Origin of the sequence: Mycobacterium sp. 852002-30065_SCH5024008 (assembly GCF_001665645.1) — a bacterium.
Classification (GTDB): Bacteria; Actinomycetota; Actinomycetes; order Mycobacteriales; family Mycobacteriaceae; genus Mycobacterium; species Mycobacterium paraffinicum.
Map to the genome: position 1 here is coordinate 53,732 of NZ_LZSZ01000090.1, position 24,618 is coordinate 78,349.

General features: G+C 68.0%; 29 protein-coding genes and 1 pseudogene. 15 read left to right on the top strand and 15 right to left on the bottom strand.

Translation table 11 applies throughout. The features are described from left to right. Window positions 1-15: 15 nt before the first annotated feature. Window positions 16-297 (bottom strand): DUF1876 domain-containing protein, encoded by a 282-nt coding sequence (locus A5781_RS12375; RefSeq protein ID WP_067205892.1) that lies wholly within the window; start codon window positions 295-297, stop codon window positions 16-18. A gap of 217 nt (window positions 298-514) precedes the next feature. Here A5781_RS12375 and A5781_RS12380 point away from each other — a divergent pair, with 217 nt between their 5' ends. After that, entirely contained in the window at window positions 515-1,162 is a 648-nt protein-coding gene (locus tag A5781_RS12380; protein WP_067205793.1) for a TetR/AcrR family transcriptional regulator, read from the top strand. On the opposite strand, the gene A5781_RS12385 is transcribed toward A5781_RS12380, so the two are convergent. From A5781_RS12385 to A5781_RS12405, 5 genes are read right to left on the bottom strand one after another with little or no spacing between them, the layout of a single operon-like run. After that, a complete protein-coding gene (locus tag A5781_RS12385; protein ID WP_067205796.1) occupies window positions 1,153-2,379 on the bottom strand; it encodes a lyase family protein in 1,227 nt (408 codons plus the stop codon). The genes A5781_RS12380 and A5781_RS12385 overlap by 10 nt on opposite strands. Beyond that, window positions 2,376-2,939, bottom strand: a complete 564-nt coding sequence (pcaG, locus tag A5781_RS12390) for a protocatechuate 3,4-dioxygenase subunit alpha (protein WP_067205799.1) — start codon at window positions 2,937-2,939, stop codon at window positions 2,376-2,378. Before pcaG ends, A5781_RS12385 begins: the two co-directional genes overlap by 4 nt. Further along, window positions 2,932-3,687, bottom strand: coding sequence for a protocatechuate 3,4-dioxygenase subunit beta (pcaH, locus tag A5781_RS12395; RefSeq protein WP_067205802.1), 756 nt, complete (start codon window positions 3,685-3,687; stop codon window positions 2,932-2,934). Before pcaH ends, pcaG begins: the two co-directional genes overlap by 8 nt. A 60-nt stretch (window positions 3,688-3,747) precedes the next feature. Next, entirely contained in the window at window positions 3,748-4,233 is a 486-nt protein-coding gene (locus A5781_RS12400) for a hemerythrin domain-containing protein (RefSeq protein WP_067205805.1), read from the bottom strand. Beyond that, entirely contained in the window at window positions 4,230-5,201 is a 972-nt protein-coding gene (locus tag A5781_RS12405; protein ID WP_067205808.1) for a Rieske 2Fe-2S domain-containing protein, read from the bottom strand. Before A5781_RS12405 ends, A5781_RS12400 begins: the two co-directional genes overlap by 4 nt. A 366-nt stretch (window positions 5,202-5,567) precedes the next feature. Here A5781_RS12405 and A5781_RS12410 point away from each other — a divergent pair, with 366 nt between their 5' ends. From A5781_RS12410 to A5781_RS12440, 7 genes are read left to right on the top strand one after another with little or no spacing between them, the layout of a single operon-like run. Continuing rightward, window positions 5,568-6,863: an aromatic ring-hydroxylating dioxygenase subunit alpha gene (locus tag A5781_RS12410; RefSeq protein WP_067205895.1), complete on the top strand. Its 1,296-nt coding sequence runs from the start codon at window positions 5,568-5,570 to the stop codon at window positions 6,861-6,863. Then, entirely contained in the window at window positions 6,860-7,387 is a 528-nt protein-coding gene (locus A5781_RS12415) for a 3-phenylpropionate/cinnamic acid dioxygenase subunit beta (protein ID WP_067205812.1), read from the top strand. The genes A5781_RS12410 and A5781_RS12415 overlap by 4 nt, the downstream gene beginning before the upstream one ends. Next, window positions 7,384-7,662, top strand: coding sequence for a dihydrodiol dehydrogenase (locus tag A5781_RS12420; protein WP_067205815.1), 279 nt, complete (start codon window positions 7,384-7,386; stop codon window positions 7,660-7,662). Before A5781_RS12415 ends, A5781_RS12420 begins: the two co-directional genes overlap by 4 nt. Beyond that, on the top strand, window positions 7,646-8,440 hold the full coding sequence (gene hcaB / locus A5781_RS12425; RefSeq protein ID WP_067205818.1) for a 3-(cis-5,6-dihydroxycyclohexa-1,3-dien-1-yl)propanoate dehydrogenase: 795 nt from the start codon (window positions 7,646-7,648) through the stop codon (window positions 8,438-8,440). Before A5781_RS12420 ends, hcaB begins: the two co-directional genes overlap by 17 nt. Beyond that, entirely contained in the window at window positions 8,437-9,159 is a 723-nt protein-coding gene (locus A5781_RS12430; protein WP_067205822.1) for a class II aldolase/adducin family protein, read from the top strand. The genes hcaB and A5781_RS12430 overlap by 4 nt, the downstream gene beginning before the upstream one ends. Window positions 9,160-9,207: 48 nt before the next feature. Beyond that, window positions 9,208-10,368 carry a MacS family sensor histidine kinase gene (gene macS / locus A5781_RS12435; protein WP_067205825.1) on the top strand — a complete coding sequence of 387 codons (1,161 nt, stop codon included), beginning with the start codon at window positions 9,208-9,210 and terminating at the stop codon, window positions 10,366-10,368. After that, on the top strand, window positions 10,358-11,020 hold the full coding sequence (locus tag A5781_RS12440; protein WP_067205828.1) for a response regulator transcription factor: 663 nt from the start codon (window positions 10,358-10,360) through the stop codon (window positions 11,018-11,020). Before macS ends, A5781_RS12440 begins: the two co-directional genes overlap by 11 nt. A gap of 48 nt (window positions 11,021-11,068) precedes the next feature. On the opposite strand, the gene A5781_RS12445 is transcribed toward A5781_RS12440, so the two are convergent. After that, window positions 11,069-12,385 carry an acyltransferase gene (locus A5781_RS12445; RefSeq protein WP_067205832.1) on the bottom strand — a complete coding sequence of 439 codons (1,317 nt, stop codon included), beginning with the start codon at window positions 12,383-12,385 and terminating at the stop codon, window positions 11,069-11,071. Window positions 12,386-12,519: 134 nt separating this feature from the next. Next, window positions 12,520-12,813 carry a YiaA/YiaB family inner membrane protein gene (locus A5781_RS12450; RefSeq protein ID WP_067205835.1) on the bottom strand — a complete coding sequence of 98 codons (294 nt, stop codon included), beginning with the start codon at window positions 12,811-12,813 and terminating at the stop codon, window positions 12,520-12,522. Between the two features lie 56 nt (window positions 12,814-12,869). Here A5781_RS12450 and A5781_RS26190 point away from each other — a divergent pair. Further along, window positions 12,870-13,189: pseudogene (locus A5781_RS26190) on the top strand (polysaccharide deacetylase family protein); the annotation flags it as partial. A gap of 53 nt (window positions 13,190-13,242) precedes the next feature. Here the strand turns inward: A5781_RS26190 and A5781_RS12460 are convergent. Beyond that, window positions 13,243-14,055, bottom strand: coding sequence for an IclR family transcriptional regulator (locus A5781_RS12460; RefSeq protein ID WP_067205841.1), 813 nt, complete (start codon window positions 14,053-14,055; stop codon window positions 13,243-13,245). 41 nt (window positions 14,056-14,096) lie between these two features. Beyond that, window positions 14,097-15,182: a permease gene (locus tag A5781_RS12465; protein WP_067205844.1), complete on the bottom strand. Its 1,086-nt coding sequence runs from the start codon at window positions 15,180-15,182 to the stop codon at window positions 14,097-14,099. A 97-nt stretch (window positions 15,183-15,279) separates the two neighbouring features. Here A5781_RS12465 and A5781_RS12470 point away from each other — a divergent pair, with 97 nt between their 5' ends. Next, window positions 15,280-16,098 (top strand): SGNH/GDSL hydrolase family protein, encoded by an 819-nt coding sequence (locus A5781_RS12470; protein ID WP_156624593.1) that lies wholly within the window; start codon window positions 15,280-15,282, stop codon window positions 16,096-16,098. Window positions 16,099-16,134: 36 nt separating this feature from the next. Then, the gene (locus tag A5781_RS12475) at window positions 16,135-16,800 is read left to right on the top strand and encodes a DedA family protein (RefSeq protein ID WP_067205847.1); all 666 of its coding nucleotides are present in this window, start codon (window positions 16,135-16,137) and stop codon (window positions 16,798-16,800) included. An 8-nt stretch (window positions 16,801-16,808) separates the two neighbouring features. On the opposite strand, the gene A5781_RS12480 is transcribed toward A5781_RS12475, so the two are convergent. Continuing rightward, on the bottom strand, window positions 16,809-17,429 hold the full coding sequence (locus A5781_RS12480) for a TetR/AcrR family transcriptional regulator (protein WP_067205850.1): 621 nt from the start codon (window positions 17,427-17,429) through the stop codon (window positions 16,809-16,811). Window positions 17,430-17,629: 200 nt separating this feature from the next. On the opposite strand from A5781_RS12480, the gene A5781_RS12485 reads away from it, so the two are divergent. Together A5781_RS12485 and A5781_RS12490 are read left to right on the top strand one after the other, a co-directional pair. Next, window positions 17,630-18,025 (top strand): anti-sigma factor antagonist, encoded by a 396-nt coding sequence (locus tag A5781_RS12485; RefSeq protein WP_067205853.1) that lies wholly within the window; start codon window positions 17,630-17,632, stop codon window positions 18,023-18,025. A 37-nt stretch (window positions 18,026-18,062) separates the two neighbouring features. Continuing rightward, the gene (locus tag A5781_RS12490) at window positions 18,063-19,157 is read left to right on the top strand and encodes a glutamate--cysteine ligase (protein WP_067205857.1); all 1,095 of its coding nucleotides are present in this window, start codon (window positions 18,063-18,065) and stop codon (window positions 19,155-19,157) included. Window positions 19,158-19,182: 25 nt separating this feature from the next. On the opposite strand, the gene A5781_RS12495 is transcribed toward A5781_RS12490, so the two are convergent. The 3 genes from A5781_RS12495 to A5781_RS12505 all read right to left on the bottom strand — a co-directional run bounded on the left by A5781_RS12495 (window position 19,183) and on the right by A5781_RS12505 (window position 21,772). Further along, window positions 19,183-19,968, bottom strand: coding sequence for a sulfite exporter TauE/SafE family protein (locus tag A5781_RS12495; protein WP_082939316.1), 786 nt, complete (start codon window positions 19,966-19,968; stop codon window positions 19,183-19,185). Between the two features lie 65 nt (window positions 19,969-20,033). Next, entirely contained in the window at window positions 20,034-20,966 is a 933-nt protein-coding gene (locus tag A5781_RS12500) for a catalase family peroxidase (protein ID WP_067205863.1), read from the bottom strand. Window positions 20,967-20,983: 17 nt separating this feature from the next. After that, the gene (locus A5781_RS12505) at window positions 20,984-21,772 is read right to left on the bottom strand and encodes an SDR family NAD(P)-dependent oxidoreductase (RefSeq protein WP_067205865.1); all 789 of its coding nucleotides are present in this window, start codon (window positions 21,770-21,772) and stop codon (window positions 20,984-20,986) included. Window positions 21,773-21,991: 219 nt separating this feature from the next. Between A5781_RS12505 and A5781_RS12510 the strand changes: the two genes are divergently transcribed. After that, window positions 21,992-22,576, top strand: coding sequence for a hypothetical protein (locus tag A5781_RS12510; protein WP_231990694.1), 585 nt, complete (start codon window positions 21,992-21,994; stop codon window positions 22,574-22,576). A gap of 42 nt (window positions 22,577-22,618) precedes the next feature. Here the strand turns inward: A5781_RS12510 and A5781_RS12515 are convergent, their stop codons facing one another. Then, entirely contained in the window at window positions 22,619-23,209 is a 591-nt protein-coding gene (locus tag A5781_RS12515) for a carboxymuconolactone decarboxylase family protein (RefSeq protein ID WP_067205868.1), read from the bottom strand. 151 nt (window positions 23,210-23,360) lie between these two features. Here A5781_RS12515 and A5781_RS12520 point away from each other — a divergent pair. Next, window positions 23,361-24,618, top strand: a 1,258-nt coding sequence (locus A5781_RS12520; RefSeq protein WP_067205871.1) for an AMP-binding protein, incomplete at its 3' end; no start/stop codon positions are given.

The following is a 24,618-nucleotide window of genomic DNA, read 5'->3' on the forward strand; positions in this document are numbered from 1 at the left end:
TTCGTCGCTGATCGCTCAGTGATGCAGACCCGTGATGGGTTCGTGGGTACTGGTTTGGATATCGACGGATGTCGCAGCCAACAGCTGATTCGCCAGATCGGACAGCGCGCGGGCGATCGCGAGCTCGTCGCCGATCGCGGCCACGGGCGGATCGGCCGGGTCGAGTCGCGCCAAGCCGACGCCGACGAGGGCCTTCCCCGCCCAGGACAGTCGTGCCTTCGCCCGGGTCCGTTCGTCGCGCTCTTCGACCAGCACGTCGATGCGGCATGTCTTGGTGCCGTCGTCGTTCTTTGTCATCACCAGATGCGACCATTCCGCGCCAGGCACCGAGTAGGGGCGGAAGTCCCGAATCGTGAGGTCGTTCGTCGGCCCGCCCCGACGCCGGGTCGGTGGGTTGAAACCGCCAGCAAATATGTTGACGCATACGAAGAAAATGTCGAACTTAATCGACATTATTGCTGGGCTTAATCGACAGTTTCGTTCGCGTATATCGTCGTGCCCGACAGTAACGGGCGTGTCCGACCTCCCGACACAGACCAAGTACCTGCATGCCTCGCGGGGCCGCCGGTCGGCTCCGCACTCGGGCGACGACCGCGAACAGGCGATACTGGCCACGGCCGAGCGCCTGCTGCAGGAACGGCCGCTCGCCGACTTTTCCGTCGACGACCTAGCAAAAGGCGCCGGGATTTCGCGTCCCACCTTCTACTTCTATTTCCCATCGAAGAACGCGGTGCTGCTGTCGCTGCTCGACCAGATGAACGCCAAGGCGCATGCGGCCCTCATGTCGCTCGGCGGCATATCGACCGACGACCCCGCGGAACTCTGGCGGGCCCGCATCGAGGCGTTCTTCGAGGTGTCGGGCGCTCACCCGGCGGTAGCCGTGGCGGGCGCCTCGGCGAAGGCGACCAACCCCGAGGTGCGGCAGTTGTGGTCCACGCTCATGCAGAGGTGGATCTTGCTGACCACCGCGGCCATCAAGGCGGAGCGCGGCCGGGGCGCCGCCCCCGACACCGTCCCGGCGGAGCAGCTGTCGGTGGCCCTGAACATGCTGAGCGAGCGGGTGATGGCCGCGACGTTCACCGCCGAGGACGAGGCGATGCCCGAGGACCGGGCGATCGACACGCTGCTGCACATCTGGCTGGCCAGCATTTATCAGCGCTGACCCAGCGCCCGGCTGGCGCGATCCAGGCTCGCGTCGATCAGCCGGTCCACCGCTCCCAAGTAACTTGGCGACGCCGGCTTTCCCGCCAGGTCGGCGATCGCCTTCTGCTCCCCCAGAACGTCTGCCGCAGCCAGGTTTTCGGACATCCGATCGGCGTGCACCACCAGCCCCGCCAGCAGCTCGGCGCATTGGGATCCGGCGACCACGGTGCGTCGGGCCAAGGTGCGCAGTGCGTCCCACTCGGCGTGCCAGGCGCCGTCGGGCCGTTCGTCGTTGGCCAGCGCCGCGGCGGTGTGCAGGGTCGCCGCCAGCTGCGGCGCGGAAAGCGCGGCCCGGCGAATGAGGATGGATAGCACCGGGTTTCGTTTGTGCGGCATCGACGACGAACCCCCGCGGTTCCCGCCGCCCGGCTCGCTCAGTTCGCGTATCTCCGGGCGGGCCAGGGTGACGATGTCCGAGGCGATGCGGCCCCAAGAGTCGGTGCAGCCGACGAACGCGTCGGCGGCCGCGGTGACCGGCGTTCGCGTCGTGTGCCAGGGCGATCGGAAAGTCAGACCCAAAGCCGTCGCCGCGCTTTGCACCAGGCCGATCGAGACCTCGGCGGGGTCGTCGGCGCCGGTGAGCAGCGCCGCGAGCTCCGTGCTGGCCGCCAGTGTCCCGGCGGCCCCGCCAATCTGGATAGGAACGACCACCGCGGACAGCCCCTCGACGGTGTCGACGGCGCCGTTCAGCCAGCCGGCCGCCTTCGCGCCGAACGTGGTCGGTGCCGCGTGTTGGGTGAGGGTGCGGGCCACCATGGGCGTCGCCCGGTGCCGGGTGGCGAGCTCGGTCAGCGTCGAGATCTGCTCCGCAAGCTGCGCTCTCAGCTCCCCGACCACGTCACGCACTCCGAGCATCAGGCCGGTGTCCAGGACGTCCTGGCTGGTGAGTCCCCGGTGGACCCACGGCGCGACGGCCGGCGCAGCACGCTGCCGCAGCAGGGCGACGAGACCGATGACCGGGTTGCCGCCGTCCTCGGCGGCGGCTGCCAGGGATTCACAATCGTTGGAGGTCAGCAGCATTGGCAGGTCCATCCCGGCGCACTCGGCCGGGGCCAGGCCTTCGGCGACGAGGGCGTCCAGCCAGGCGGCTTCCACCGCGACCATCGATTCCAGCAGGGCCCGATCCGTCATGTGGTCTCGGGCCCGGTGGTCGCCGGGCCACAGCAGGTTGGTCATCGCCCACCGTCCCGGTACGCCAGGAACACCGTTTCGCGCTGGCCCTGCAGGTGGATGTCGAAACGGTATTGCCTGCAATCACTTTCGGCGTCACAGAGCAAGGTGGCACGCCGCTCGGCATCGAGGCTCGTCAGCAGCGGGTCGGCGCTCACGTCGCCGCCGGGTAGGTAGGCCCGGGTGAACAACCGGTCCAGCAGCCCCCGCGCGAAGACGGTCAGGGCGAAGAACTGCGGCCGCCCGACGCTCGCCGGTCCGGGCGCCACCGTGGTGAAGCCGTATTGACCGGCGGCGTCGGTCGCCGACCGGCCCCAGCCCGTGAACGTCGCGATATTGCGGCGCAGCGAACCGGCCTGCCGCGGGATGCGTCCGGTGCCGTCCGGTTGCCACAGCTCGACCAGGGCATCGGGGACGCCGTCGCCTGCGCCGTCGTAGACCGTGCCGTATAGCCGAACGGCGTGGGGATGACCATCGCCGACCAGGGCGCTGTCCCCCGGATACGGCAACCCGAGTTCTAGGAATGGCCCGACCGTTTGCCCTGGGGTGCAGGCGAATTCAGCCATCGTCGTCCTCGACCGGCGTCCGAGTGCCACCGGAGAGCACGACGTCCCACCGATACCCGGTCGCATACTCCGGCTCGGTGAGGTCGTGGTCGTAGCGGGCGATCAGCCGTCGGCGCGCGGCGGGGTCGAGGACCGACTGGAAGATCGGATCCAGGTCGAAGAGCGGGTCGCCGGGGAAGTACATCTGGGTGACCAGGCGCTGCGGGAAGGCGGTGCCGAAGAGGGAGAAGTGGATGTGCGCCGGACGCCAAGCGTTGCGGTGATTGCGCCACGGATACGGTCCGGGCTTGATGGTCACGAAGCGGTACGACCCGTCCGGCCCGGTCAGACACCGACCGGCGCCGGTGAAGTTCGGGTCGAGCGGAGCCGGGTGCTGGTCACGCTGGTGGCGGTACCGGCCGCCGGCGTTTGCCTGCCAGATCTCGATCAGCTGACCCGCCACCGGTTTGCCCGAGCCCTCGAGCACCCGCCCGGCGACGATGACGCGTTCTCCGAGGGGTTGGCCTGGGTGGCCGGCCGTCAGGTCGGCCTCGAGCGTGTCGACGTCCTGGTGGCCGAAGCACGGCGCCCAGCGTTCGACCTCCTCGGGATCGACCGGCACCAGGGGTTGTTTGGGGTGGCGCAGGATGGTGCTCCGGTAGGGCGGGTAGTCGAGCCGGGGCTGCGCTTCGCTCCCCCGGTATTCGGCTGCGATGCTGGCGATCTCGGCCGTGATGTCACCCTGAGACGCGACACACTCGGGGTTCATGTGCCGTGACGCTACTCTCGATGGCCCCGCACACCGGGCAAATCGGCGGCGCGGCCGGACTTACAGCGAGCGCACCAGCGCGGCCCGCCCCTTGGTGCGCATCTTGTAGAGGGCGGACCCGCGGTATTGCTCCATTTTCGCGGCCATCTTGTTGCCCAGTTCCTCGAGCTCCGCGTCGGTGATCTTGACCTCGGGCGGAGCCGGGATCATGTCGCGCTCCTCTTCGTCGGCGTGCGCCTCCAGCACCGTCTTGAAGGAGTTCCACTCTTCCTCGTAACCCGGCGCGCTCTGCGGGGTCCTGAGCAGCACCGAAAGCTGGTCGACCACCTGGCGGTGCTCAGCATGAGCGACGGCGATCAGCTTGGTGGCGTCTTTGAGGGCCGGGTAGTACAGGTCGTCCTCGATGCGGAAGTGGATGTCGAGCTCGATCAGCATGTCGTCGAAAAGGGCATGCCGCTCTTCGCTATTCACCGGCGCCTCACTGATCTTGCGGCCGAGGCCCTTGATCACGATGTGGTGTTCCTTCAGCACGTCGTAGGCGTTCACTGCGCTTTCCCTTCTCCGATTCCCACCGCTGCACCGAGCCCTGGCCCGGGCTCGCCCCGAACTTCGACCATTCCGTTGACCAACCTCGCCTCATAACACGGCAGCGGCGCCGCCGCCGGGCCGCGCAGAACGTCTCCCGACTCGGCCCCGAACCACGAACCGTGCCAAGGGCATACGAGCCGGCCGCGGTCGACCCAGCCATCGGCCATCGGGGCGGCCAAGTGTGGACACAACTCCCCGAACGCCGCGACCTCCCCGGGGCTGGTCTGGCACACCACCAGCCCCACCCCGTCGACCTCGACGCGCACCGGCTTTCCGTTCAGCGAGGCCGCCGGCAGCACCGGCGTCCATTCCGCGGTGCGCAGCCGCGCGCCCGACTGGTCGATGCCGATGCCGGACTCGAACACCAACGCCCCGCCGAGGTAGCTGCCCGCGACGGTGATGCCGTAACCCAGTGCGGTGAGCGCGATGCCGCGTCCGTGGCGGCCTCGGCGGCGATCCCACCAGGACTGCGCGTACAACCCGGTGGCCACCAGGTTCACCAGGCCGTGGACGGCACCGACCCGGCGATCGGATTCGTGGGTGTGCTGCCAGTCGGTGACACCGGTGACGGCCGACCCGATGCTGGCCAGAATGCCCACCCCCAGGGCGCGCGACGCGAACTTCGACGCGTCGCGGACTTCGGTGGCGGGCTGGCCCGGAAGCAGGCTCAGGGCGTCCAGCGCGACGGTGGTTCCCAGCGCGCCGCTCGTCAACGACGCCAGCGGCGGATGAACCGGGTGGCCGAGCCACACTCCGTGCAGCGCGTTGGTGACCGTGTTGCGGGCGCTGCCCAGGCCGTTGAAGGCGAAGCTCAACAAGTGTTCGAACCGATAGCTCGGCCGATCCAGCCACTCTTGACGCCCGATGGCGGACACCACTCGCGATCCGAGTTTCTGCAATCGACCATCCAGGGACCGAGCAGCCATGGCACCAGCCTTCCTCACATACGTCACCAAAAGTTGGCAGCGCACGCAAAATCGAACGTTTTACCCCTTGATTACCGCATGCTCACATGCGCAGCGAGGCCGACGTGACCACCGTAGCCCGGGCTTCTGGCCGCTTAGACGTCAGAAACCTGTGAGTTACCACAAAGCATCCTTGTAGACCCCTGACCGCGGAGTGGGCCCGGCAAGCGGGGTGATTGACCACCGGCGGGTAGATGCGGGATTCTACTTAGCGGAATGCATCTCTGCACAGCAGACAATTGAAGGTGTGAGGGGGTCACTGTGACGGTCCATCGCGACGCCTGCGGCGGCCGTCTCGACGGCGCGTTCGCCAGCGTCCGCGACGGGATGATCCCCGCCTACATCTACAACGACAGTGAACTGTTCGCGCTGGAGAAGGAGCGGCTGTTCGGACGGGCGTGGATGTTCGTGGCGCACGAGTCCGAGATCCCGCAGGACGGTGACTACGTGGTGCGCCGGGTGCTCGACGACTCCTTCATCATCACTCGCGACTCAAGCGGCGAAGTGCGCGCCTTATTCAATATGTGCCTGCACCGGGGAATGCAGGTCTGCCGCGCGGAGATGGGAAACGCCTCCAACTTCCGCTGCCCGTACCACGGCTGGACCTACCGCAACGACGGCCAGCTCACCGGCCTGCCGTTTCATCGGGAGGCCTACGGCGGCGAGGACGGGTTCGCCAGGAATGCCCAAACCCTGCTGCCCGCACCGAAATTCGCGAGCTACAACGGTCTGCTGTTCATCAGCATGGACCCGAGCGCCGAACCGCTCGAGGACTTCCTCGGCGACTTCAAGTTCTATCTGGACTTCTACACCAAACAGAGTGCCGACGGCCTCGAAGTGCGGGGGCCGCAGCGCTGGCGCATCAAGGCCAACTGGAAGATCGGCGCCGAGAACTTCGCCGGCGACATGTACCACACGCCGCACACGCACGCGTCGATCGTGGACATCGGCCTGTTCCGCGAGCCGAAAGCGCAGAAACGCAAGGACGGCGCCACCTACTGGGCGCACCGGGGCGGCGGCACCACCTACAAACTTCCGCCGGGTGGCTTCGACGAACGGATGCGCTACGTCGGCTATCCCGACGAGATGATCGGCCGGATCAAAGGCGTGTGGACGTCGCGGCAGCAGCGGATGGTCGGCGAGGACGGTTTCATGATCTCGGCCGCCACCTGCTTTCCCAATCTGAGCTTCGTGCACAACTGGCCGAAGGTGCATGACCGCGAAGACCAAGTGCTGCCCTTCATCTCGATCCGGCTGTGGCAGCCCATCAGTGAGAACGAGACCGAGGTCTGCTCGTGGTTCGCGGTGGACTCCGCCGCTCCCCCGCAGTACAAACAGGACTCGTATAAGGCGTACCTGATGTGCTTCGGTTCGACCGGCATGTTCGAGCAGGACGACGTGGAGAACTGGGTGTCGCTGACCACCACCGCGGGCGGTTCGATGGCCCGGCGGCTACTGCTGAACAGCCGGATGGGGCTGCTGTCCGACGGCAGCCCGGTGGTCGAGCCGCTGACCGCCGAGGCGTTCCACGGGCCGGGCCGCGCGCAGGTCGGTTACAACGAGTACAACCAGCGCGCGCTGCTGAACATGTGGGCCGATTACCTGCAGGGGGCCGGCACATGACAAAGGCGTTGCCGTCCTTGCCGTTTCATGATATCCGGCACCTGCAGGCGCACCAGTTCCTGGTGGACGAGGCCTATCTGCTGGATGCCCAGCAGTACGAGGCGTGGCTGGACACGATGACCGACGATGTCCGCTACGTGATGCCCGTGCGGGTCACCACCGCGCGCGGCTCCGGGTTCGACGCCTCCCCGGGGATGGCGCACTTCGACGAGGACAAATATTCGCTGAGCCAGCGGGTCGCGCGGATGGGCACCGAACACGCCTGGGCCGAGGATCCGCCGTCGCGGCTGCGCCACTTCGTCACCAACGTACGCACCTTCGAGCACGACGACCCGGCGCATCTGTGGGTGGAGTCGGCCGAACTGCTGTTCCGCAGCCGGGGCGACGTGAACGAAAGCGCCTTGCTGTCGTGCGGGCGCAAGGACTTGTTGCGATGGTGCGATGATCGCTGGAAGCTGGCCCGCCGCAATATCATCGCCGACGAGTCGGTGCTACGGATGCAAAACCTGGCGGTGTTCCTGTGAATGACGAACTGCAGCGGCTCCTGGACGGCGCGGTCGGCGAACCCCTCGTCGTCGCAAACGAGTTCACCGAGGTGGTGGTGCGCCGGGTCGACACCCGAAACGGGTCGAGGCTGCTGATCGGCGCACCGCGATCCGGGCAGTGGATCACCTTGGACGCGCTCGAGGTCGAGGCCCTGACTTGGCAGAACAGCCGCACCCTGGCGGCAATGGTCGGCAATTCCCACGCGCCGCTGCTGCCCGATGAAGCCGAGGAGGGTGATGACCGGCTGGCTTGAGGGCAAGCGCGCGCTGGTCGTCGGCGCCGGTTCCGGGATCGGCCGGGCCGTAGTGGACGCGTTTCGCATCGAGGGTGCGAAAGTTGCTGCGCTGGAACGCGATCACGAAAAATGCGAGACCTTGCGCCGGCAGTTGCCCGATGTTCCGGTCGTCGACGGCGATGCGACCACCCGCGAAGCCAATGAACGAGCGGTCGCCGCCGCGGTGGACGGTTACGGCGGGTTGGACACGCTGGTCAACTGCGTCGGAGTCTTCGACTTCTACCGGGGCATCGGCGACATCGACGCCGATGACCTGCCCGGCGCTTTCGACGAGATGTTTCGCACCAACGTGCTCAGCCACCTGCAGTCCGTCAAGGCGGCGCTCCCCCGGCTGCGGGACGGAACGGGATCCTCGATCATCCTGACCGAGTCCGCGTCGTCGTTCTATCCCGGACGTGGTGGCGCGCTGTACGTGTCGTCGAAATTTGCGGTCCGCGGCCTGGTGGCCGCCCTGGCCCATGAGCTGGCGCCGCAGATCCGGGTCAACGGGGTGGCGCCGGGCGGCACGCTGGGCACCGACCTGCGTGGGCTTGCCAGCCTTGGGCTCGAGGGCGTCCGCCTGGACGACACCGCCGACCGGGCACAACAGCTGGCCGCGCGCACGCCGCTGAACGTCGCGCTCTCCGGGCAGGACCACGCGTGGAGTTTCGCGTTCCTGGCGTCCGACCGGGCCCGCGGGATCACCGGCGAAACCGTCCGTCCCGACGGGGGATTCGGGCTGGGCGCACCGCGATGACCCCCCTTGACGAGCAACGTGCGCTGGTGGCGCAGGGCTGCCGAGTGGCCGCGGCCCGCGGCCTCGTCGACGGCATCCTCGGCCACCTGAGCATGCGGATCGACGACGAGCGCCTGCTCGTCCGCTGCCGCAGCGACACCGATACCGGGGTGGCTTTCACCCGGCCCAGCGACATCCGGCTCGTCACCTTCGACGGCGGCGCAGGCGCCGACGGCGAACTCGACGGGTACCGCGTGCCCAACGAATTGCCCATCCACGTCGAGACCATGGTGGCCGATCCCCGGCACCGGGCCGTCGCGCATTTGCACCCGCCCGCCGTGGTCGCCGCCGACCTGGCCGGCATCGCGATCCGGCCGATCTACGGAGCGTACGACATTCCCGGGGCGTGGCTCGCCCGCGGCGGCGTGCCCGTCTACAAACGCGCCGTGCTGATCCGCACCCCGGCGCTGGGCAAGGAGATGGTGGCCGCCATGCGCGGGCGGCCGGTGGTGATCTGCCGCGGACACGGGGTCACCAGCGCGGCCGCCACCGTGCCGGAGGCGGTGCTGCAGGCCATCAGCCTCGACGCGCTGGCCCGAATGTCGTTGCGGGTGCAAGGCGCCGGCGGGACCCTGCGGGACATCGACGACGCCGACTGGGACGACCTGCCCGACCTGGGGCCCTCGTTCACCGCCGAGGCCGCCTGGCGGCACGAAATTGCGCGGTTGCCGGCCGACTGAGGTTGCGTCACCCGCCGATCTTCCCCACCACCATCAGGCCCCGGACTTATGCTGACCACGATGGCGAAAAACAGCCTTGATCCCACCACGCCGTTATGGCGTGCGGCGCAAGTGTTCCGGCTGCTGAGCTGCATCTACGCCACCGGGTTCCAGATCGCCATCAACCCGGACCTGCGTCGGCCCGCGCTGGGCTGGGTGCTGTTCGCGGTGCTGATCGGTTGGAGCGCGGCGTGCGCGGTGGCTTACTTACGCGGGTTCGGTCGCAAACCAGCGTGGGTGCTCGCCGAGGTCGTGATCGTCGTGCTGCTCATGTCGTCGAACACCATCGTCACCACCCCACACTGGGCGGCCGAAAATCAGACCTGGCCGACAACGCTGTGGGCCAGCAACCCCACGATCTCGGCGGCTATCCAGTTCGGCCCCGCCGGCGGCATGCTCGCGGGCCTGGTGGTGATGGCCACCAATTTCGCGGTCAAGAACTATCTCGCCTTCAACCTGGGGCATAACGCCACCGTCATCATCGAGCTGGCGATCGGCATGGCGATCGGCATGGCCGCCCAAACCGCGCGGCGCGCCCACGATGAGCTCCAACAGGCGGCCCGGCTAACGGCCGCGGTGCAAGAACGGGAACGCCTGTCCCGCCAAGTCCATGACGGGGCCATCCAGGTGCTGGCGCTGGTGGCCAAGAAAGGCCACGAAATCGGCGGCGCCACAGCAGAACTCGCCGACCTGGCCAGCGAGCAGGAACGCGCGCTGCGACGATGGCTGGCCAGCACGGACATCGACCACGACACCGACGGCGCCACCATCGATCTGCGCACCCTGCTGCGCTGCCGGGAATCCGACCGGGTGTCGCTGAGCCTGCCCGCGACACCGGTGCCCTTGGGTCGCCGGGTGGGCACCGAGCTCGACGCGGCGGTAGGCAACGCTCTGGACAACGTGGAATCGCATGCCGGGCCCGGCGCGCACGCGTTCGTGCTCGTCGAAGACCTCGGCGATTCCGTTGTGGTGAGCATCCGCGACGACGGGGTGGGAATCGCCGCCGGCCGGCTCGAGGAAGCGGCCGGCCAGGGGCGCCTGGGCATCTCTCAATCGATCGTCGGTCGGTTGACTTCGCTGGGCGGCAGCGCCCACCTGCGCAGCCAACCGGGAGAAGGCGCCGAATGGGAGTTGTGCGTGCCACGCGGAAAGGCGTCCCATGGCCGATGAGACCCCCACGACGGTGATGGTCGTCGACGACCATCCCATCTGGCGTGACGCGGTCGCCCGCGACCTGGCCGACGCGGGGTTCACCGTGGTCGCCACCGCCGAGGGCGTTGCCGCGGCGCGACGGCGGGCGGCCGTGGTCAAACCCGACGTCGTGGTGATGGATATGCAGCTGCCCGACGGCGATGGCGCACAAGCGACCGCGGGAGTGCTCGCGGTCTCTCCCTCGTCTCGGGTGCTGGTGCTCTCGGCCTCCGACGAGCGAGACGACGTGTTGGAAGCCGTCAAGGCCGGCGCGACCGGGTATCTGGTCAAGAGCGCATCCAAATCAGAACTGGCGCAAGCCGTGACAGCGACCGCTGAAGGCCGCGCCGTGTTCACCCCGAGTCTGGCCGGGCTGGTGTTGGGTGAATACCGGCGGATGGCGCAGAGCAAGGACGACGGTCCCGCTCGGCCGAGCCTCACGGAACGCGAAACCGAGGTGTTGCGCTACGTGGCAAAGGGCCTGTCCGCCAAGCAGATCGCCCAGAAGCTGTCGCTCAGCCACCGCACGGTGGAAAACCACGTACAGGCGACCTTCCGCAAACTTCAGGTCGCCAACCGGGTGGAGTTGGCGCGTTACGCCATCGAGCACGGCCTCGACGAAGAGCCGTGACCCGCAGGGCAGCCAGGTGACTGCCCTGCGGGTCAACGAATCCTGCGGCTATCCGCGAACAGTGTTGGGACGCTTGGCCGAAGCGGCGGCCACCACGCGGGCGCCCACCAATGCGGTCACCATCACGGCCATGCACACCAGGCCGTCGTCTTTGAGGCCCCACCTGATGGCGGCAAGGATGGCCACGCCCGCGACGCACAACAGGGCGCCGATCGCCGTTCCCCGCCCGCGCCCTGTCACCGCCGGGGCGCCGTCCCAGCCCGACAGTGGGTTGTTCTCCAGCGGCCGCAGCGCGACGAAAAGCACCGCCACGGCGACGGCCACGACGAGCAGTTGCGCGAGGCTGACGGCGAGGAAATCCCGCGAGCCCGGGTAACGAGGGCAGCCGAGGCAGTCAAAGACCAGATGCACGCCGAGCAGCACAGGCATGTGCCACAAGTACAGCGTCATGGCTCCGGAGTTACCGATAGCCGTCCACCACCACACCCGTGGCCGCTGGGCCCAGCGTGCGATCGCCGGCGCGGCCGCGATCGCCAAGGCGCTCAGGACGATTGCGTGCCCGGCCAACAGCAGTGAGGGCGGGCTGGTGTTGGACAGCTGGTGATCACCGGTGCCGACCATGCTGATCTGGTACGGACCCCAGTGCACCAGCGCGACGTCGACGGCGAACCCGATGGCCGCGATGACGAGTGCGGCGCGCCCGGTGAGCAGCCGACGGCGGTACGCGATGCCGAACATGGCAGGGATGAGCCAGACGGCCAGGTTGAGGTAGCCCAGCGGCATCATGGCCGGCCAGTGCAGCCGGATGGCGTCGATCGCCGCGATGGTCGCGTAGACGCCGGCCACAGCGGCGGCGAGACGTCCCGCGCTGGTGATGCGGTACAACACCGGCATGGCGGCCAGCACCAGCACGTAGGCGCCCAAGAACCACAGCAGCTGCGTACTGACACCGGCCACCGGCTCGTAGATGTGTTGCGGCAGAGTTCGATACAGCACCGTCAGCGCGACCGCCCAAAACGCCAAGTAGTAGAACACCGGCCGGAACAGTCTGGTGCAGCGTTTCATCAGCCAGTCACCCCAGTTTGTGCCGGCAGACCACGACGATAGGCAGGCCGCGGCGCCGGCGAAGAAGAACAGCGGCATGATCTGCAGAAGCCAGGTCGCTGCCTGGAACACCACCGAGGTGGTCAGCAGGTTATCCCAGATCAAGACGTGGTTGCGGATGATGCTGATGGCCATCACGGTGTGGCCGAGCACCACACCGATCAGCGACGTGATGCGGATGACGTCCAGTACGCGATCGCGGTCGGCTGGAGTGGCCGCCGCCACCTCGGCGACGTCGGGGAATCTTGTGAGAGCTGCCATGGCGATGGCACCGGGCCTTTCAGGGAATCTGTTGGTGAACAAGGGATTAAGTGGGGAGATGTCGGGACAAGCATGGCCGATCGCGCCGGGCTCGCGCCCGCGCAGTTCTACGCGTCTGGCCTGAGTAGTACTACTCAGTTCGCGGCGGTATTGAGCGGGTCGTAGTCGGCCAGCAGTTTCTCGATGCGTGCTTCGTCCAACCGGACGCGCACCGTCGCGGCTTCCTGTTGGTCGCGAATCACCTTGGCCAAGGTGAACGCGCTCGACACCAAGAACAGGAAGGTGATACCGAGAAACGATCGCTGCCACCCGTCGAGCGGAAGGAAGTAGATCCCGCCCAGCGCGGTCACGAGGCTGATCGCGAACGCGACAGCGGCTTGAACGAAAAAAGCGGCGGTGGTTTTGGACATGCTATTGGGAACGGTCATGCCAAACAGCCTGCGGCAGCACGCCGCTCGCCGGAATCCGTAAGACTACTCAAACCGAGGAGATCTCCCGCATGCACGCGTTACTGCGAAATACGTATGGCGTGGACGCGACTCCCTACCTGCGGCCCCCGTACGGCCATCACAATGCGCGGTCGCTGCGGTGGCCGCCGACCTGGGCTACCAGGTGACCGCGTTGTGGTCCGGCGACTTACGGGATTCCGCGCTGGTTCCCGAAGACCAGATCGTCAGGATGGCATACCAGTCGTTCGTCCCGCAGAACATCGTGATCGGCCACCTCAACCACCCACCGGTCACCCATGTGTACGGGCAGCTGGTGGAGATCGTTCGGGTGCGTCGGCTGCGCACGGTGACGCTCACGTGTTCCTGCGACCGGAGCTCCCCCACCGGGCATAGCGTTCGAGGCGCGTCTCAGCCCAGTTGGTCGCCAATCTCCCTGGCCGCCTTGCCAAGAGCCGCGGCCACCGCGCCGTAGCGGGAGGCGTCCAGCCGATTCTGCGGGGCGGCGGCGTTGAGCGCGAGGCGCAGGCCCGGCGCCCGCGTCGGAATGGGCACCGCGACCGAAGCGACGCCTTCCTCACTTTCCTCGCGGTTGATGGCGTAACCGCGCTCACGGATCGCGGCGAGCTCGGCCTCCAACTCGGTCCGGCTGCCGATCGACGAGGCTGTGATGCGTTCCAACCGCTCGTGCGGGAGCAGCTGACGCAGCTCCGGTTCGGGCAGCTGCGCCAGCATGACCTTGCCCGTCGACGTGCAATGCGCCGGCATGGTGCGGCCCAGCCGCGACGCCACCCGGACCGCTGCCGGGCCTTCGACGGCGGCGATGAAGCGGACGCTGGCGCCGTCCAACATCCCGACGTGGATGGTTTCGCGCAGCTGCTCACCGAGGCTTCGCATGATCGGGGCGGCCGATCGCTGGATGTCGACGCGGCCGAAGATCGCGAACGCCACACCGGTCAACGCCGGTCCGGGTAGGTAGGCCTTCGACACCGGGTCCTGCCGGACGAACCCGCGGTAGGCCAGCATCGCCAGCAACCGATGCGCGGTGGACGACGCCACGCCCAGGTAGCGGGTGGCCTCGCTCAACCGGATCTGGGGTTGTTCACCCAACAACAGCAGCAGCTTGAGCGCGTTGTCGACCGACTCGATCGGATACTGCGGCGCAAGCGAATCGGCGGGCGGCACCTCGGCGTCCTCCGCATCCGGCTCGCGCTTTTTCGGCATGACAGTGAAGTTACCCGGGGACAACACGAAGAGGTTGCGACTCACAGCAAGCTGAGGACGGCCGCGCCCAGTAACCCCGCCCCGCTCGCCACGGCCGTGGTGACCGCGATCGCCTTCCACCCGAAGCTGCGCGCGACCATCGCGGCTGCCGGAAGGCTCACCGCCGGAAGGGTGATCAGCAGCGCACCGATGGTTCCCGACGACGCACCCAGCAGCGCCAGACCCTGAAGGATCGGGATTTCTCCGGCCGTCGGAATGACGATGAGCGTGCCGACAATCGCGACCAGCGCGACGAGCAGCAAGCCCGGTAGCAGGCCGTGGTGGGCGGGTTGACCGAGGATGAGCAGCCAGCCCCGGAACGCCCCGAGAACAAGTACCAGGACTGCGTACTCGGGCAGCAGGAACAAACACAGATAGAGCAGCGCCCGCACGAACCCGCGGGACCGTCGCGGGGGCTCGGCGTCAGCCGCGACGGGCGCCTCCGGGGCCGTCGCACCCACGGACCCGCGGGAGACCATTCCCACCGCCGCCCCGACGCCAAGCACCGCCGCGACACCGACGATCACCCTGGTCAGGGTCCATTGCCACGGGCCGACCAGGAAGAGGAAAACGAGCACCGCCGGGTTCAGCAACGGATTGCCCAGCCAGTACGCGGCGGCCGCAGGACCAACGACGCCGTTGCGTCGCAAGGTGACCGCAACGGGCGCCGCGCAGCATGTGCACATCATCGACGGCATACTTGCCGCCCCGCCGGCCAGCGCGCTCGCGATGGGCCCACGCCGGTTCAACGCCCGCGGCAACCACGACGGCGGCATCAACGCCTGAACCGAGGCGCTGATCAGCAGCGCAACCACCAGCGCCGGCCAGATCGACGACACATAAGCGTGAAAGAACGTCGCGGCGGCGTGCCATGTCGGGTGATCCCCGGCGTGCACGCCACCAATGATGAGAATGCTCGATCCGGACCAATGATGGGTCCGATGGGCTGTGACGGCCTTCGCGGCATAGGGCAGCCACTTCGCCCACAGCAACCCCGCCACGAACACGGCCAGTGTGACGAAGACACCGACCGCGACGTTCCCGCGGCGCCCGATGTGAATTGCGTTGCCCTTCAAAGGCATAGCCATGATGAACGAGGCTAGCCCACGAAGTGCGATTCTTTTGCGGCGAGTGGATGGCCACGCTTACCACACCGGGACCGCGATCGCTATTATTCTCGGCTTCGTGTTCGGGGCTATTCCGTCTGGGTATCGCCGTTACGTCGCCATCGGGGACAGTCAGACCGAGGGCTTGTGGGACGGCGACGACGTCGTCGGTCTCCTCGGATTCGCCGACCGGCTCGCCGTCACGATCGATTCGTTCTTCCCGGGACTGCACTACGCCAACCTGGCGATCCGCGGCAAACGGGTCGCCGACGTCTTGTCCGAGCAGGTCCCGCAGGCCCTGGCGATGCAGCCCGATCTGATCACCGTGTGCGCGGGGATGAACGACGTCATCCAGCCGGGGCGGTCATTCGGTCCGGCCCTGGCCGACCTCGAACACGTCTACGCCGCGTTGGCCAGATCCGGCGCGACGGTGGTGACGACGACTTTCCCGAACGTCGCTCAGTTCCTCCCGCTCGGTCGGCTGGTGTCCGGGCGTCTCGCCCGCATCAATGCGGCGATCACGGCCGCCGCCGATCGCTACGGTTTCCGGCTCGTCGACCTGTACAACGCGCCGTCGATGCGCGAGCTGGACACCTGGGCCATCGACCGGGTGCACGCCTCCACCAAGGGGCACATGCTGTTCGCCGCCGCGGCCGCCGAGGCACTGGATTTGCCTGGCAGCAACCATGATTGGGCCCACGGCAGCCCCGAGGCGAGGCGCCGGTCGCTGACCGCAGGCACCTATGAGCAGCTGCGCTGGACGCAGGACAGTTTCTTCCCGTGGATCTGGCGGCGCCTGCGCGGCCTGTCGTCGGCCGACGGCCGGGAGCCCAAACGGCCACAGTTGGGGGGCCTCAGCGCGCCGAGCCGACCGGCCGACGCGAACCGGAGGGTTTAGGACGCGTATCGCCGGACGGTCAGGCATCCTGGACGCATGGATGTGGAGGCTTTGCTGCACGCGATCCCGCCGCTCGCGGTCTACCTGGTGGTCGGCGGTGTGGTCGGGCTCGAGAGCCTGGGCATTCCCCTTCCCGGGGAGATCATCCTGGTCAGCGCCGCGCTGATGTCGTCGCATGACGATCTGCCCGTCAACCCCGTCGGAGTCGGCGTCGCGGCGGTGATCGGCGCCGTGGTCGGCGACTCGATCGGGTACGCGATCGGACGCCGGTTCGGCATGCCGCTCTTCGACCGCCTGGGCCGGCGCTTCCCCAAACATTTCGGTCCCGGACACGTCGCGTTGGCCGAAAAGTTGTTCAACCGCTGGGGGGTTCGGGCGGTCTTCCTCGGCCGGTTCATCGCGCTGCTGCGGATCTTCGCCGGGCCGCTGGCCGGGGCCCTGAAGATGCACTACCCCCGGTTCTTGGCGGCCAACGTCTCGGGCGCCATCTGCTGGGCCGGTGGCACCACCGCGCTGGTGTACTACGCCGGAATGGCCGCGGAACGCTGGCTGGAACGGTTCTCCTGGATAGCGCTGGTCATCGCGATCGTGTTCGGGCTGATCGCTGCCTTCGCGCTGCGGGAACGCACCTCCCGGGCCATCGCCGAGCTCGAGGCCGAGCATTACCGCAAGGCCGACAGCACCGCGGCCGACGCAGCTTGAGCCAGCGGCTAGCTGGCCGCCTCGCCGAGATCCTCGGGCGCAACCGGACGGTGCTCTTCGATGAGGGGAACGGCCATCCTGCGGGCACGCAACGCCGCATCCACGTCGCCCACAGCCGCCAGAATGATGGCGCCCTTCATCAAGATGTGCCAAGACGAGGCGAAGTCCTCGACGTCGGTCAGACCCGCGGCGACGGCGCGCTGACGCACGATGTCGCGAACATGGTCGATGTGGGTGATGCAGGCCCTTCCCGCGGGGGAATCGGGCCCGAGCTCGAGCAGCACGTTGATGAACGAGCAGCCCTCATAGCCGTCGCGGAGCTGAATCCAGTCGTGCATGACATCGAAGATCGCGAGCAACTGTTGCTCGGGCGTCTCGCCCCGCCGCCGTGACTGCTCCTCGATCAGGCCGTGGGTCCACAGTTCCTCGCGCCGCTGCAGCACGGCCAGCACGAGGTCGTTCTTGGTGGCGAAGTGCCGGTACAACGTAGCCCTGGCGACACCGGCCCGGTCGATCACCTCTTCGGTACCGACCGCACGGATTCCGCGCCGGCTGAACAGCTCATATGCCGCGGCCAGGATACGTTCACGAGCCGACGCGGCGGGCGTTCCGACATCGGAAGTTGTCATAGCAACCCACAACATACTCTTAGCTGGCACAGGTAGACAGACAGACCTGTCTTGTTATAGAAAAGAGATTCGCATTCCGCGAGAAAGTCTGTCTTCAGAGGGCAGGACGGGCATCCATCGCAGCGTCGTAGACGCTGGTCGATTAGGAGTCCAAGATGTTGAGCTCGGCCATTGCAGAACCCATGACAACTACCCACCTGATGCTGAGCACGAAGCTGGTCTACGAGCTGGGCGACCCCAACAGCACGCTGCGCGCGTCAGCCGATCGCAGCGGCCCGGCGGTGCTGATCTATGCGGGCGGGGAGGTAGACGCGTGCAACGAGCACACCTGGCGCCAGCTGGTCAGCGAAGTCGCCGGCATCGTCATCGCTCCGGGTGCCCTGGTCGTCGACGTCACGGGCCTCGATTTCATGGCCTGCTGCGCGTTCGCGGTGCTGGCCGACGAGGCGAAGCGCTGCAAGGAGCGTGGCATCGAGTTGCGCCTGGTGAGCCGCGAGCCGATCGTCGCGCGCATCGTCGACGCGTGCGGCCTGTCGGCCCTCCTGCCCATCTACCCGACCGCCGATTCCGCGCTGGCGTCCGCGGCCCGTTGGTGACGGCGCAGCACGGACACTGATAGGGCCCTGCGCCCGGATGAGCGACCCTCCCACCTTCGGCGCGGAGGAAGAATTCCTCCTTGTCGACCCGCGAACCGGCGAACCGGCTCCGCAAAACGCCGATGTGGCCGCCGAGGCCAAGCGCCGGGGTGTTGAGCTGCAGCTGGAACTCAGCAGCTGCCAAGTGGAAACCACCTCCAGCGTGGTGTCGACCAGCACGGAACTCGGCCAGGAGCTGGCCCGGCTGCGACGCACCGCGGCACAGGCGGCCGAGGCTGCGGGGCTTCGGCTGCTCGCCGCCGGTCTTCCCCCGGCCACACCGCATGAGTCTCCCGTCACCGACACGCCCCGCTATCGCCGGATCGGCGCGGAGTACGGGATGGTCGCGCACGAGCAAGGGATCTGCGGATGCCATGTGCACGTCGAGGTTCCCGACCGCGCGGCCGCCATCCATGTCAGCAACTGGTTGCGGCCGTGGCTGCCGAATTTGCTTGCGCTGGCGGCTAATTCGGCGGTATACCGCGGTGCCGACAGCGGCTACGCGAGCTGGCGCAGTGTCCTGTGGCGACGCTGGCCGGTGGCCGGGCCGCCGCCGTTCTTCCCGTCGCCCGACGAATACGCCCGCACAGTGCGGATGCTGATCGACAGCGAAGTGATCCTGGACGAGAAGATGGTCTATTGGGACGTGCGTCCGTCGGAGAACTTCCCGACGATCGAGGTGCGGGTGGCCGACGTGCCGGCGACCGTCGCGGAAACGGTGCTGCTCGCCACGCTCGTCAGGGCCGCGGTGATGACGGCGCTCGAGGCCCGCGGGCGCGAAGACGAGCCCGGGCGGCTTCCGCCGGCGGCCCTGCGCGCGGCGTACTGGAAGGCCGCCCACGACGGGCTCGCCGGTCGCACGCTCGACCTGATCCACGGCGGCGGAGCGGTGTCGGCTCGCGATCAGTTGGGCGCCCTCGTGCAGCGCGTGCGGCCGGCGTTGGAGACGCTCGGCGAATACGACCGCGTCGTAGGCGAACTCGACCGCGTCGCCATGCAGGGCAACGGGGCGATGCGTCAGCTGCGGGCGTGGCGCAAGCGGGGCGAGGTGATGGACGTCATCGACGAAGCGGCCGCCGCCACGCTGAGCTGAACCCCTTGGGGCACAGCCGCACCCGTCAGGCCACGGCGAGCAGTCGATACAGCCCGATCAGGCCGACCACCACGATCGTGGCGCGCAGCGCGTTTCCCGACAGCCGGCGGCCGTAGCGCGCCCCGATCAGCCCGCCGATCAGCGACCCCACGGCGATCAGCCCGGCGGCCGGCCAGCTGATCCGGCCGAAGGCGACCAACGTATAGGCAATCGCGGCAACGACATTGACCACGAGGGCCAGCAGATTCTTGGCGGCATTCATCCGCTGTACCGACTCCGGCAGCAGCGCGCCCATCAGGCCGACCAACAGGATGCCCTGAGCGGCGGTGAAATAACCGCCATAGACGCCGACGGCGAATGTCCCGAACACCAGGACGGCCATGCGGCGGGGTGTGATGTGCTCGGGCGAGCGGCCCGCGGCCTCGGCGCGCCGGCCCGTCCACGCCTGAATCCGCGGCCCGGCGACCACCAGAGTCAGCGCCAGGACCAACAGCACCGGCACCACTTCGGCGAAGACCTTCTCCGGCAGATGCAGCAGCAGGAAGGCGCCCAGCACCGCGCCGCCCAGCGAAGCCGGAAGCTGCCAGCGCAGCCGATCCCACTGGCCGCGCAGCTCGGCGCGGTAGCCCCAGGTGCCCGACACGCTGCCGGCGACCAGACCGATCGCGTTCGACATGGTGGCCGTCACCGGCGGGAAGCCGAGGGCGACCAGCGTGGGGAACGTGATCAGCGTGCCGGACCCGACCAGCGCGTTGATGGCGCCGGCGCCGAACCCGGCCAAGCAAATGAGAATCATGTGGGAAGGCGACACTGAAGAAAAACCTTAGCCTGCCACCGGTTTCGGCATGCGGGCGACCGCCGGGTTATGCTCCCCCGTCAGGCGGGCGGCGCTTCGCCCCCGCGGTCGACGCCGGCGCGCAGCTTGACCGACGCCGAATAGGCCAGCGTCCGGAAGTGCAGCACCGGGTCGTCGGAGGGCTCGATGCCGTCGGTGACGCGCATCGGGTCGAAAACGACGATGTCACCGCCGTGCTCGCGCTCGGTCTCCGGGCCGGTGATCTCGAGGGTGCCGACGGTCGCGATCTGCGTGCTCTGCCAGGGCGCCGACGGGTCCACCGTCGAGTCGGTGGGTCCGGCGATCTGCACGCGATATCCGAACCGCACCGGTCCGCTCTCCAGGCGCGCGTTCAGCTCGTCGGTGAGGAAGTCCGCGCCTTTGCCGTGGGCGGCGGATGCCGATAGGAAGTTCTCCGCGGCGGCCGGAACCAGGTGATAGCGAACGAATCTGGCGCTGCCGTCGGCGGCGACCCAGCGGAAGGCGTGCAGGCCGTGGTACTCGACGGTGGCGTAGCTCGCCGGAATCCTGCTGGCGTCCCGCACCACCGGTAGCGCGCCGAGCAGCTTCGGATGCGTGAGAAAGTATTTGGCCATGCGCAGGGGCGTGGTCAGGCCGGGCCGCATCGCCTTGAGCAGATCGACGAACCCGTCCGGTGTGCTGGAAACGAACAGGCGTGCGGTCTGCGTCGACACGTCGGTGGCGGAGCCGTCGGGCAGGGCGAACTTCACCGCCATCCCGCGGATGCCCGCCACGTTGTCGCGCTGTTTGGGATTGCCTGCGCCGTTGGAGAAGCGGATCAGCGCAGGGACCGTCGAACCGTCGAGATGCTTTGCGCGCGTGAGCATGACCGCATCGGGTGTCGCGGTGAACGTGCCGCGGTAGAGCGTGCCTTTGGCGTGTAGCGCGCGGCAGCCCGGCTGCGCGCCGCCGGTGCCTCGGATCGCCTCGATCGCGTCATCGGGAGTGACCATGCGCGAATCTTAAGGCGCTAGGAGGGAAAGCCGAAGAGTTTGACCACACCGTGATCGCGACCGGCGGTGTAGCCGCCGTCGACGGCAATGGCCTGGCCGCTGACGAACGAGGCGTCGGGCGACAGCAGGAATGCCGCCATGGCCGCCACCTCCTGCGGCTGGCCCAGCCGTTGCAGGGCGTGTTCGGAGGTGATGGATTGCAACGGACCCTCCATACCCGGGAGACCGAAGACGCTTTGGGCCATTGGTGTTTCGATGAAACCCGGACAGATGGCGTTGGCCCGGATGCCGCTCGGCCCGTAGTCGAGCGCGATGTTCTTGGTGAGCAGCACGACGCCACCCTTGGCCGCGTTGTACGAACTGCCGCCCGCCGTGCCTTCCAGGCCCTCGACGCTGGCGACGGTCACCAGCGAACCGCGTTCGCCGTCGACGCGGGGTTGCTCGATCATCCGGGCCAGCGCCGCCTTCGCCACCAGGAAGGTGCCGGTGAGGTTGATGCCGATCACCCGGTCCCATTCGGCGCGGTCGAGCAGGTGGACCGGGCCTCCTCCGGCGACCCCGGCGGCGTGCAGGACGCCGTCGAGGCGGTCGGGCACGGCGGCCAGCATCGCGGCGATCGCGGCTTCGTCGGTCACGTCGGCGGTGACGAATTGGAACCGGGGGCCGAGGTCCGGCGCCGCGGCCAGGTCGGCGCCGATCACCGTGCCGCCCTCGGCCAGTAGGCGCCTCGCGGTCGCCAGGCCGATTCCGGACGCGGCGCCCGTCACGACGAAGGTGCGCGAGCCGGCTCGGTCAGGGTTCACCACGTTTGGTCCCCTCTTATCGGATCGTGTTATGCCGCAGAAATGTTGACACACCGCGTCCCACGCGCGCGGGCAAATTCTTGCACGCATCGCCAGCCCGGCAGGTCGATAACGGAAAGCTATCAGCAAATAGCGGCCCAATCTTGGACACCACCCGCTTGCGGGGAGATCGTAGAACCAGTGGGCGAATCCCCCGTTTGCCCCCGGATCAGGAGCCAGCGCATGTGTTCGTCGAGACTCGGGCCACCACGTTTTAAGCGGGTCGCCGCCACCGCGATGGCCGTGGCCACGGGATTGACGGCGACGATCGTGCTGATCGCCACCGCCGAACCGCCGACGGTGCGACTCGCATCGGCCGAGCCGATCGCCGTTGCCGAAGGCGTCACGATCGCTCCGGCGCCCGGGTGGGCGCTCGGGCACCGTGGTCCGAATTGGGTGGCGCTTAGCAACGCCGACGGCAGCGCGCAGTTGCGAGTGGCGGTCAAGCCGGCCGCCAGTACCGATGTCGGCGCGGTCCTGCAGGACGACATGAATGAGTACGCATCCGCGTCCGGGCTGGGCAATCTGAGGAACTTGACGGCACCCGATACGCAACCGCTCCAAAGCGCCAACTTCCAGCAACGGGCGTCGGTGGATTACACCGCCGACGTTCCGGCAGCAGATGGACCGATTCCCGTCCTGGGCACCTTCACCGAGCTGCTGAACACGTCCAGCCGACGGTCGGTCTTCATCGACTTCAGACAGAACAACAACGCGACTCCTCAGGCCGTCGACGACGGCGGGATGATGATCCGGTCGATGGAATGAGGCCCGCGGCTCATTCCCGATGAAACACCAACGGGCGCAGCATTAGCCGAGATTTTCCTCTCTGCCCGGCACCGACGCGTCGAACGCGTTCAGCGTGATGCCGACCATCGAGAAACATCCCACCAGGAAGACGATCTCGGCGACGCCCCCAGCGCCAAAAGCCTCTCGCGCCGCTTGGTACGTCGTCTCCGGAAGCGCGCCGCCCCGGTTCAGCGCGGCCGCCATGTCGTACGCGGCACCCTCGTCGTCGTCGAGGTCGTGGGGACGTTCGCCCGCGGCGATCGTCGCGATCTTGCGCTCGCCCAGCCCTGCCCGCCGGGCGAAGTGCTCGTGCCCATAGATCTCGTAGCGAGCGCCGAACTTGGCGGCGGTCACCAGGATCACCAGCTGGTGGACGGCGTCCGGCAGCACCCTGTGCTCCCAGAGCGCCTTATTGAAGGCCCAGGCCGGCTTTCCGAATTGCGGGAAATGCAGCCAGCCGTTGAAGGGGCCGATCAGGGCGCCATCCTCGCGGCGCGCGACGAGTCCGTCGAAGTTGCGCTCGATCACCGCCGCCATGTCGTCATAGAGGCGCTTCTGCTCAGGGCCCAGGCCGGCCGGTGGCAGCAGCGGCAGACGCGTCTTTTCGGGCATAGCCTGATCGTGCGCCGACGCCGGTGCGCGTGCCAGGACTTGTTGGTGACCACTGGTAGGCGCAAGCTCCCAGTCAAACGGAGGGCCGCAGTGGCGTGCGCGGCCGCGACCGCGTATCACAGAGTGGAATAAATCGACCTCGGAGGGGTTCATGCCACCAGCCGACACCACGGCGAACACGACGGAGACGCTCGCCGGATTCGTCGACCGGCACGCGCAGCAGCGGCCCGACGCCATCGCGATTCGCTACGGCGAACGGCAGTGGTCCTGGGCGGACTGGGCCGCGCGGATCCGGCGCGCGGCCGGCGCGCTGCGCGATGCCGGTGTGCAGCGCGGGCAGTGTGTGGCCTTTCTGGACAAGAACCACCCCGCCTGCCTCGAGGTGCTTTTCGCCGCGGCGTCGATCGGCGCGGTGACGACCGTCGTCAACTGGCGCATCGTCGGCGATGAACTCATCCACGTGCTCGAGGACAGCGGCGCGCGGCTGCTGGTCGTCGGCGCCGAGCTGCAGGCCGCGGCCGAGGCGGCCGCCCAACGTGCGCCGGGCGTGCAGCGCATCGTCGTGGTGGGCGACGAGTACGAATCCCTGCTGGACGCGGCCGCGCCCACGGGCAGCGACACCGAGGTCGACGAGAGCGAGACCGCGCTGGTGATCTACAGCTCCGGCACCACGGGGCGGCCCAAGGGCGTGCTGCTGAGCCAGCGCGCGCTGGTCAATCACGCGGCCAACCTGGCACCGGCGTTCCCGTTTGATGACGGGGACGCGAACCTCGTCGCCATGCCCCTCTTCCACGTGGGCGGAATCGGCTACGCGCTCTTCGGCATTCGGGCCGGTGTGCCGACGATCATGACCCGCGAACCCGACGCCGCCGCCCTGATGGGCGCGGTGCAATCCGGCGCGACCCACGCGTTCTTCGTCCCGCCGGTGATCGCCCGGTTCCTCGACGCCGGCGAAGCGGCCCACGCGATGTTCGCGGGCCTGCGCTACATCGTGTACGGGGCCGCGCCCATGCCGTTGCCCTTGCTGCATCGGGCGCTGTCCACCTGGCCCGAAACGCGTTTCGTGCAGGTGTACGGGCAGACGGAACTGTGCGGCGCGGTCACCGCGCTCAGCGACGCCGACCATCGCGATTCCGCCCGCCCGCACCTGCAGTTGGCGGCTGGAAAGGCGGTGCTGGGCACCGAGATTCGCGTGGTCGATCCGGAGACGGGCGCCGAGGTGCCCGCCGGGGAGCCCGGCGAGATCTGGGTGCGGAGCAACCAGAACATGAGCGGTTACCTGAACCGGCCGGAGGCGACCGCCGAGACGATCACCGACGACGACTGGGTGCGCACCGGTGACGTCGGCCGCCTGGACGCCGACGGCTATGTGTACATCGAAGACCGGCTGAAGGACATGATCATCACCG